Below are 9,504 nucleotides of genomic sequence, written 5' to 3' on the forward strand. Positions count from 1 at the left end.
CTATGGATAATCAGCAACAACCAATACATCACCAAGAAGATATCAAACTCTCCGACTATTTACGCATAATCGTGCAATTCCGTTATCTAATCGTTTTGGTGTTTGTCATCGTCATGGTTCTCACCATCGTCTATACCGCACGGCAGCCCAGAATCTATGCCGCCTCCTCAAGAGTATTGCTGGAAGATCAAAAAGGCAGCAGCGAACTGATGTTTTTGACGTCTCCCGGGGTGGGCAAAAACTCGCTGAACAACCAGATCGAACTGATGAAGAGCAAGCCCGTGCTCAGTGCCGCCTGGGAGATCATGAAGAAATATCCCGAATGGGAGTCCTTTCCGATCAACAACATTGCCAATCCAGCCGGTCGCTTGCGCAACGTGAAAGTGGAATCCAAACGGGATACCGATATCCTCACCATCAGTTTCGAATCCACCAATCAAGGCGAAGCCATGGCTGCAGTCAATGCCATCGCCGAAGCTATTCAGCAACAAAACACCCTGCATGCACGTCTCGAATTCACCACGATCCGTGAATTCCTCGAGACGCAATTGGATGCCATTTCCCGTAGATTGCAAAGCTCTGAAAACGACCTGCGCGAATTTAAAAACCTGAATAAACTCACCGAACTTAGCCAGGAAACAACCAAGCTGATCGAGCAATCCGCCGAAATCGAAGCTCAATATGAAAGCGCTTTGACCGATCAAGCCGTCAAAGCCAAAACCTTGGACATGTTCAACCGCCAATTGCGTGATCAGGATTCCCTGCTGGTGAACGTAAACAATATCCTCAAGGCTCCTTACATCAGCGAACTGCGCAAACAGGTGATCGAAACCCAAGCTCTGATCACCCGTTTGATCACAAAAAACGAGTATCCTCTTGATCATCCCCAGATCCTGGCTCTCAATCAAGAGCTTGAAAAAGCAAAGCAAACCCTGGATATCGAAATCAAGAAGTTCGTAGCAATATCCTTACAAGATGACCCCCTCAAGACCAGAAACGAGCTGCTTATCAAGATCATTCAGACCAACGTCGATCTGGAAGTAGCACGCACCCGCGTGAGCGGACTGGCGCAGACCAAAGAAATGTATGACGAACGGATCATCACTTTGCCCAATACCGAGCTTGAATTAGCTCGTCTGCTACGCAATATGACCTTGGACGGCAAAATCCACGGCATTATGATGGAAAAATATGAGGATGCCAAGATCGCCGAACAAGCCAAAGTTGGTAATGTCCGCATCATCGATTATGCCGAAAGACCCAGCGCTCCGATCAAGCCAAGAGTGTCGATGAACATCCTGGTTGGCATCATTTTGGGGCTCGGTCTCGGAATCGGTACCGCCTTCGTTGTCCATTCACTGGATACGAAATTGCGCACCCTGGAAGACATGGAGACCTATGTGAGACTGCCGATCGTGGGCACGATCCCCTTGATCCAGGAATCCGAATCCAAGATGGAAGAATTCAACAGAATGATCGAGCAGGCAGACCCCGAAAGCAAGGAACAACTGAGCAAATCAATGCACCATGTGATGATGCAGTTAGTTTCGCACTATGCCCCCAAATCCCCCATCGCAGAAGCCTATCGCACGCTGAGAACAAACATCGTGTCCAAGAAACCTCTGGGGAGCACAACGATGTTAGTCACCTCCTCGGGTCCCAAAGAGGGAAAATCCACCACTATCGTCAATCTGTCCATCACCCTCGCGCAAATGAACTGCCGCGTGATATTGGTGGATATGGATATGAGACGTCCCATGATTCACAACAAATTCGGCATCGAGAAAGAGAACGGTCTCAGCGATTATCTGATCGATCCGGAAGTGGGCATCAACCAAATCATCAAACCCTCCGGAATTCCCAATCTGGATGTCATTTCCAGCGGATTCGTCCCTCCCAACCCTTCGGAATTGACTTCCTCCACCCGCACGGACAAGCTCATCGAAGAGCTCAAAGCCCGTTATGATTACATATTGTTTGATACACCTCCGATCATCGCCGTCACCGACGCGTTGATACTGACCAAAAAAGTGGATCTCACCTTCGTCGTCGTCCGTTGCGGCTACACGGAGAAAGGTATCATCAAGCGCACCAAGGAGCTGATGGAAAACATCAACGCTACTATCGACGGCATCATCGTCAACAGCATCTACGTCCAGAAATACTACAACAAGCAGAACTACTACTATTACTACTACTACTACTACTATTATTACGGAGACGAGGTGCCCAAAAAACAAAAGAAAAATGCAGGCCGTTTCTTACGCAAAGATAAATCTGCATCTTGAAATTCTGGGCAAGCTGCCCGGTGATTATCATCAGGTCGATACTGTGATATGCTGTATCGACCTGTATGATTCTATCAAATATGTTTTGACAAAAAAACAGGGTATTAAATTGTGGTCTAACTTGCCTGAATTGGCGGATAAAAACAACCTGATGTTCAAAGTTGCATCCTATATTCAAGGTAAGTACCAGCCCCTTTGTGGGATAGAAATGCGGCTCGAAAAACGCATCCCTGTCTCCGCTGGACTGGGAGGCGGCAGCAGTAATGCCGCCAATGTGATCATGGCTCTGAACAACCTGTGGAATCTGAACCTGAGCGAACCCGAAAAACATGAGATCGCGGCGATTTTTGGCAGCGATATCAATTTCTTCCTGCAAGGCGGAACAGCCCGGTGCACCAATCGTGGTGAGATTATCAGGCAGTGTGAAGACATCGTGATCGATCACATCCTGCTGGTCAATCCAGCGATCGCGATATCCGCAAGGGAAACGTATCAGAAGGCTCAAATACCAGTAGCGAGTCAAATACAAAGATTTGATCCGCTGCTTGGCGTCTCCGGTTGGTTCAACCGCCTGGAAAGCGGGATCAGAAAGGATTACCCCGTGATCGACGGGATCATAGATGATATGCAAAGCTATGCTGCTCGGATAGCGATGATGAGCGGTAGCGGCAGCACATGTTTCGGCATCTTTGCCGGCAAGGATGCAATGCGCGAATGTCTGGAACACTTTGCCCGGCAAGGTTTCTGGACGAAAGTAACAAGAACGATTAGGAAAGAAGAGTATCAGCAATGTATTCAAAACTAAAGCTAATTACGGGAAACGCGAACCGGCCGCTGGCAGAAGAAGTTGCCAGATACGCCGGCATACCTTTGGCGGATATTGATCTGTTCAAGTTTTCCAACGACGAGTCCTTTGTGAAGATCAACGACAATGTTCGCGGCGCGGATGTTTTCGTGATCCAATCCACTTGTCGCCCCGTAAACGACAACTTGATGGACTTGTTGATCATTATCGACGCCTTGAAACGCGCATCCGCGCAGCGGATCAATTGCGTGATCCCCTATTATGGTTATGCCAGATCGGACAAAAAGGATCAACCCCGCGTTCCAATCACCGCCAAGCTCGTAGCAGATTTGATCACCGTTGCCGGTGCAGATCGGGTCATCACGGTTGATTTGCATGCTGATCAGATTCAGGGTTTTTTTAATATCCCGGTCGATCATCTCTTTTCGATCCCCACCTTCGCTCGCTATTTCGCCAGTATGGATATCAATGACATCGTGGTCGTATCACCGGATTCCGGAGGAGCGATCCGTGCCAGAGCTTTGGCAAAACGTCTGGATTGCGGACTCGCCATCGGAGACAAACGCCGTAGCGGAAACAACGATCAAACGGAACTGTTCAACATTATTGGCGATGTTACGGGAAAAACCGCCATCCTTTTTGATGACATCATCGATACCGGAGGCAGCCTGATCAAGGTCGCCAACGCTCTCAAAGAGCAGGGCGCCGGCAATATCTTCGCAGCTTGCACCCACGGCGTGCTATCCGGTTCCGCGGTGAGCAATTTGCAAGATTCGCCCATCGAAAAGCTCTTCATCACAAATACCATCCCGCTCTCCGAAGAACAACAAAAATGCGGAAAGATCATACAGCTTTCGATCGCCGAGATGCTTGCCATTGCGATCAAGAAAGTCCACATAGAAGAATCACTAAGTATATTATTCAGATAGAAATTGAGATTGGAGGAATAAATGATATTTACTCTCGATGCTGAAAAAAGAACCATGGGAAAGAAATCGGAACTCTCCGCCTTGCGCGCCTCGGGCTTGATCCCCGCAGTGTTATATGGTGCAGAAACCGAATCCACACCCATCTCCGTGAACAAAAACGAGTTCACCAAATACTTCAAGAAGAGCTTCACTGAGCTTGCTTTCTGGGAAATCATCCTCGAAGGCAAGACCTATCACACCATCCTCAAAGACAAGCTGGTGCACCCCGTGAGACGCGATGTCATGCACATCGATTTCATGGTCGTAGGCGCCAAAGCCGAGATGGAATTTGATATCCCCATCCATTTTGACGGCGAAGCCATCGGCACCAGAGAAGGCGGATTCGTGGACATGATCCAAAGAACCGTGAAATTATCCTGCATTGCCAGCAATCTCCCGGGAGAGCTCAGGCTCGATATCACCGATTTGAAAGTCGGCGAGTCGAAACATGTCCGAGACCTACCGATGGGAAAATGGACATATAAGGATCACGCCGATAACACTTTGGTCGTTATCCATCCGAAACGTACCGAAGCCCCGACCACTGCCACAGCGGTGGAAAAACCCGAAGCTCCGGAAGCAAAATAAGCGCGCATGAAACTCATCATCGGGCTGGGAAACATTGGCGAGAAATACTACGCTACGCGTCACAACGTGGGTTTCCTCTGTCTGGACGAATGGGCTCGCTTGCGCAAAAAGAGCTTTTCTGCAGAGCTGGAATATGACTTCATCAAGCTGGAGAAAGCGGTTTTGATCAAGCCCAAGACCTTTATGAACCTCTCCGGCAAGGCGCTCCAAGCCGCCCGCGAACGTTGGAAGATCGATCAGGTGCTCGTGATCTATGACGATATCGAGCTGCCGCTTGCCGATCTGCGTATTCGCAACGGAGGCGGAGACGGCGGCCACAACGGGATGAAGTCTCTGGGAGAAATCCTCCCCTATGACGAGCTGAAACGCATCCGTTTCGGCATTGGCAGGGACGCGGAACTGTGTCCTGCTGATTTTGTCCTGCAAGACTTCAACGAAGATGAATTGATCGCGCTGAAGCCCATGATCACCCGCGCGGGAAAGTTTATCGACACCTATATCAAATATGATTTCAGCACGATGCTGGATGAATATAGCAAATGGAAAAAATCCTATTCCGGGGTAAAATCCACCGGAATCATTAGTCCAAAGGAGGAACAAAATGACCAAGGATTATGAACTGATGGTGATCATATCGCCTAAGCTCAATTCTGAAGAGGCGGATGCCACCAACGAAAGCATCCTCAACCTCGTTAGAGAAAACGCCGGGGAGATCATCAAGACCGATCCCTGGGGACGTAGAATTCTTGCCTATCCCATCGAAAAGATGCAGGAAGGCTATTACTATGTAAACTATTTCAAGCTCGAAACCACTGCCGTCAAGGGCTTGAAGCGTCTCATGAACATCAACGAAAAAGTTCTGAGACACATGTTTATCGCCAGAGGCGAATAGGAGAAATCATGGCTGATCTTAAATTACCGAGACTGAACAAGGTCTTCATCAGCGGCAGAATCACTGCCGACATCGAGCTGAAATACACCCCCAAGGGCACCGCCGTCGTCCGCATCACCGTTGCTATGGACAAGCGCTGGAAAGATGACACCGATACTTGGCAGCAAGCCCCCATCTTTGTGAATGTGGTCGTCTGGCATAACGCCGCGGAATTGCTTGCCAAGCAAGCGCATAAAGGTTCTGCCGTCCTCGTCGAAGGCCGCATCGAAACCAGCAGCTACGTCGATAACAACAATATCAACCGCAAAGTCTTCGAAATCATCGCCGAAAACGTCCAGACCCTGGAATGGAAACCAAAAACCGAAGGCGGACAGGACGATGAAAGCGTTCCCCTTCCCGAAGAACACAGCGCTCCGGCAACTCCCGGCACTACCGACGACGTGCCATTCTAACAGGAGAGATAATGAATATTACCGATAGAAAGAAAAGATTCACACGCAAGAAATATTGCCGTTTCTGTGCCAATAAAGAGATTCAGATTGATTACAAGAACCTGGACATCATGCGTCAATTCATCTCCGATGTGGGCAAGATCGATCCCGCCCGTCTCACTGGAACCTGTTCAAAGCATCAGAGAAAGCTCACCGGCGAGATCAAGCGCGCACGCACCATGGCATTGATTCCCTACGTGATCGAATAGTGTTTCTGATTCCGCTTGTTCTTGGCGCTTTGGCGATTATCAATCCCTTCATCAGCTTGATCCTGATCATGATGTTCATCGGCAAAACCATCGAATTTAGTCTGATCTCCCCCATAAGGGCGATCGGCATTTTCTTTGTTATTCCTTTGATTGTCATCATGTTGGACAGTTCGATGAGCACCACTGTGCTGGTCACCGATGGAGTCATTGGCGTTGGATTCACTGCTGTAGTGTATCTGATAGCTTTGCGCGGGCTGCATAATATGTGCTCTGCCTTCAGCGTCGCCGCCGTGCTCATCGTCGTCTATGGGATCTGCCGCTACTATTTCTTTGGGGATTATCTCGCCCTTGCCAACGAACGAGCCTTCAGTGAAGTCCAGTCCTCTCTTCCGCAACTATTTGACGGCGATATCATGCAAAAATCCATCTCACTGATCAAAGCGATTTGGCCGGCGGTATGGATCGTTTCGCATCTGATGGCGCTATTCATCGGCTTCATCCTGTTCCAAAGACAGATGGGCTTGCGGTTCAACTGGCAGGAACTGGCTTTCCCAAAATACTATGTTTTATTGATTATTGCCATCCTTCCCCTCTATCTTGTGCCGGGAATGCAGATGCTCTTCATCAACGCGATGCTGGCTCTGTGTTTCCTGCCGTTCATTCAGGGGATCGGGGTGATGCTTCACAAGCTCTCAAAACTGATCGCGAACAAAATGCTGCGTGCCGCGCTCTTGGTTTTGATCCTGCTAAACACCGTATCATATCTCCTGATCACGCTGCTCGGTTTTGCAGACCTGTGGCTTGATCTCAGAAAACTACATCCTGGAGGAAATCTCACATGAAAGTGATTATGCTCACAAATATAGAAAAAGTCGGAACCAAAGGCGAAGTCGTCAACGTCAAACGCGGCTATGCCAGAAACTATCTGGTTCCTCGTAACTATGCAATTTATGCCACTCCGGCAAACGTCAAACGCATCGTCAACATCCAAGCCCAAGCCGCCGATGAAGAAGAAAAACGCATCTGGGAGCTGAAAAAGCTTGCCGAGAAGATTAATGCCGTAAATCTGGTATTCGTGCGTAAAGTGGACGAACACGGCAGCATGTTTGGCTCCGTTTCCGAGACCGATATCGCCCATGCCTTACATCAGCATGGCATCGACGTGCACAAGTCCCTGATCCTGATGGACAAGCACATCAAGGAACTGGGCGTCATCGCTATGCAGATCAGGCTGCACAAAGACATCCTCGCCGATCTGAACATCAGGATCGAAAGAGAAGGCAAGGAAATACCCGTTGTGGCAACCGAGCCCGAACCGATCATCGAAGACGAAGTAATAGAAAGCAGTGAACCGGTTGAAGTCGAAATCGTTGATGAACCGGGCTTGGTGGAAGAAGAGCTGGAAACGATATTTGAAACTGAAGATATAGTAGAGACCGAAGATACCGAAGTAAAAGTCTAACCCCGAGGAGGTTTACCATGCGTGAAACTTGGTTCACGATCAAACAGATCATAGCGATCGTCATTTTCGTAGCGGCATTCTCGCTGATGGGATTGATGACTGGGCGGCCGCTCATGATGTTAATCTATGCGGCAATCGTTTTAGCGGCTTCCGCCATCGCTTTTTTGATGATCCGCAAAAGACAGCGCCACAGCGAAATTGCTCTTGAGACTTCGCGTCTGCCGATGAAGATCATCGGCTGCATCCTCGGTCTTCTGGCAATCGCCATTCCCCTGATCCTGACACTCTGGACCAATGTCATCACTCTGCCCGGTGGAGTTTCCATTGTGGCTATCGTGATCATCTTTGCGCTCACGCTGGTTTTCATCGCTCTGATGGGATTGGCTCTTTATCTGATCAACTACAAAGGCTGGGAAACGCTATATCGCGTGGTCGGCTTTGCCGTGATCTTCATCGCCTCCATCATCCCCGGAATCGCGATGTCCATGATCGACAAGACCGCCAGTAGCATCGGTGCCGCCTACTACGTGGCGCTCGCCGTGTTGATCCTGTCCTATAACAGTATGGGACTTTTGATCAAGCAGGATTAAACCTCAGCATAGATTCCCAGACAACTTAGCAGCCATGAAACCGGTCTTCGAAGCCAACTCATGCTTGAGATCCCCGGTTTCATGGCTTTTTTCGTATGGAATTACCGACGTCCCCGTCGGTTCTTGTCCGCAGGATCGGTTACATACTTGTGGATGATAGACTAAACTTGTGGATGATAGACTAAACTTGTGGATGATAGACTAAACTTGTGGATGTGTCATGTTCATCGCTATTGTCGCCTATGGGATAGAGTTTCGTGTCGCCGACGGGGACGTCGGCGCTCCATGAGATGAAGTTCCATGATTATGGAATTACCGACGTCCCCGTCGGTTCTTGTCCGCAGGATCGGTTACATACTTGTGGATGATAGACTAAACTTGTGGATGATAGACTAAACTTGTGGATGTGTCATGTTCATCGCTATTGTCGCCGATGGGATAGAGTTTCGTGTCGCCGACGGGGACGTCGGCGCTCCATGAGATAGGTTTCATCAAAAAGTTATGTCCAAAACGAGAAACTTTATCGGTACTAGCAAGGATAATAGCTCAGTATATAGTTTCAACGAAGTACCTGTCCCAAGCGGAAATTCAAAACCGAATTGGGTTCCAATATTTGGGAATATAATCCTTTCAAAATTGTCATCATTCTCCTCAAGAATAAAAAACCGAGTAGGAACCCACTGCATGTAGGATAACCCCAAATGAAATCCTATGATAAATTGGTCCCCAAATAGCTTTTTTGGAGTCTCATACAATCTCCAGTCAATCCCTAAATAGAAGAACTCTTTAGAATTCAAACTCCGTGGGTCATTTGCTGCCGCCACGTGCACACACCAACCTGTTTCAACGTCACTTCCAAATTCCCTGACCGTTTTCTTTGAATACCCATAGTTGATGGAACCCATCAGTATTTGAGGGAACATTTGCATATTAGCTCCCACAGTATGCTTATACTCCGAAACACCCTCGGCAAAGCAAATGCCGATTAACAATATCCCGACCGTCACGAGGACTATTGTCTTCGTCATGATATTACCTCAAATGCATAATTTTGACTCCCTGGAAAAAACTCAATTTTTATGAATTTGCTTTGCCTGCGAGTTTGGGTTAGTAGTTGCCAGTTTGGGCAACAGCATTTCAAAATGAGCCTGAATAACTACAATAATCGCAACCAAAGTGGCAATAAGCAACGCGAAAATATGAGACAAAGA

12 protein-coding genes are annotated in these 9,504 nt (G+C 48.4%); 11 read left to right on the plus strand and 1 reads right to left on the minus strand.

Going from position 1 to position 9,504, the window contains the following annotated elements:
• Positions 1–2 precede the first annotated feature (2 nt).
• Genes Q8M98_04990 through Q8M98_05040 form a run of 11 tightly spaced genes read left to right on the plus strand, consistent with a single transcriptional unit; the run spans position 3 to position 8,293 of the window.
• Complete coding sequence (locus Q8M98_04990; GenBank protein MDP3114117.1) at positions 3–2,288, plus strand: polysaccharide biosynthesis tyrosine autokinase; 2,286 nt, start codon at positions 3–5, stop codon at positions 2,286–2,288.
• Positions 2,248–3,093 (plus strand): 4-(cytidine 5'-diphospho)-2-C-methyl-D-erythritol kinase, encoded by an 846-nt coding sequence (ispE, locus tag Q8M98_04995; GenBank protein ID MDP3114118.1) that lies wholly within the window; start codon positions 2,248–2,250, stop codon positions 3,091–3,093. The genes Q8M98_04990 and ispE overlap by 41 nt, the downstream gene beginning before the upstream one ends.
• On the plus strand, positions 3,078–4,022 hold the full coding sequence (locus Q8M98_05000) for a ribose-phosphate pyrophosphokinase (GenBank protein MDP3114119.1): 945 nt from the start codon (positions 3,078–3,080) through the stop codon (positions 4,020–4,022). The genes ispE and Q8M98_05000 overlap by 16 nt, the downstream gene beginning before the upstream one ends.
• A 21-nt stretch (positions 4,023–4,043) precedes the next feature.
• Positions 4,044–4,649: a 50S ribosomal protein L25 gene (locus Q8M98_05005; protein ID MDP3114120.1), complete on the plus strand. Its 606-nt coding sequence runs from the start codon at positions 4,044–4,046 to the stop codon at positions 4,647–4,649.
• Between the two features lie 6 nt (positions 4,650–4,655).
• Positions 4,656–5,267, plus strand: coding sequence for an aminoacyl-tRNA hydrolase (pth, locus tag Q8M98_05010; protein MDP3114121.1), 612 nt, complete (start codon positions 4,656–4,658; stop codon positions 5,265–5,267).
• Positions 5,251–5,541: a 30S ribosomal protein S6 gene (rpsF, locus tag Q8M98_05015; protein MDP3114122.1), complete on the plus strand. Its 291-nt coding sequence runs from the start codon at positions 5,251–5,253 to the stop codon at positions 5,539–5,541. The genes pth and rpsF overlap by 17 nt, the downstream gene beginning before the upstream one ends.
• 8 nt (positions 5,542–5,549) lie before the next feature.
• The gene (locus Q8M98_05020) at positions 5,550–5,993 is read left to right on the plus strand and encodes a single-stranded DNA-binding protein (protein ID MDP3114123.1); all 444 of its coding nucleotides are present in this window, start codon (positions 5,550–5,552) and stop codon (positions 5,991–5,993) included.
• Positions 5,994–6,004: 11 nt separating this feature from the next.
• Positions 6,005–6,241 carry a 30S ribosomal protein S18 gene (rpsR, locus tag Q8M98_05025; GenBank protein ID MDP3114124.1) on the plus strand — a complete coding sequence of 79 codons (237 nt, stop codon included), beginning with the start codon at positions 6,005–6,007 and terminating at the stop codon, positions 6,239–6,241.
• Positions 6,241–7,083 carry a hypothetical protein gene (locus Q8M98_05030; GenBank protein ID MDP3114125.1) on the plus strand — a complete coding sequence of 281 codons (843 nt, stop codon included), beginning with the start codon at positions 6,241–6,243 and terminating at the stop codon, positions 7,081–7,083. Before rpsR ends, Q8M98_05030 begins: the two co-directional genes overlap by 1 nt.
• Positions 7,080–7,703 carry a 50S ribosomal protein L9 gene (rplI, locus tag Q8M98_05035; GenBank protein ID MDP3114126.1) on the plus strand — a complete coding sequence of 208 codons (624 nt, stop codon included), beginning with the start codon at positions 7,080–7,082 and terminating at the stop codon, positions 7,701–7,703. Before Q8M98_05030 ends, rplI begins: the two co-directional genes overlap by 4 nt.
• A 17-nt stretch (positions 7,704–7,720) precedes the next feature.
• Entirely contained in the window at positions 7,721–8,293 is a 573-nt protein-coding gene (locus tag Q8M98_05040) for a hypothetical protein (protein MDP3114127.1), read from the plus strand.
• A gap of 491 nt (positions 8,294–8,784) precedes the next feature.
• Here the strand turns inward: Q8M98_05040 and Q8M98_05045 are convergent, their stop codons facing one another.
• Complete coding sequence (locus Q8M98_05045; protein MDP3114128.1) at positions 8,785–9,321, minus strand: hypothetical protein; 537 nt, start codon at positions 9,319–9,321, stop codon at positions 8,785–8,787.
• Positions 9,322–9,504: the final 183 nt, after the last annotated feature.

It is taken from the genome of Candidatus Cloacimonadaceae bacterium (genome assembly GCA_030693415.1).
GTDB lineage: Bacteria > Cloacimonadota > Cloacimonadia > Cloacimonadales > Cloacimonadaceae > JAUYAR01.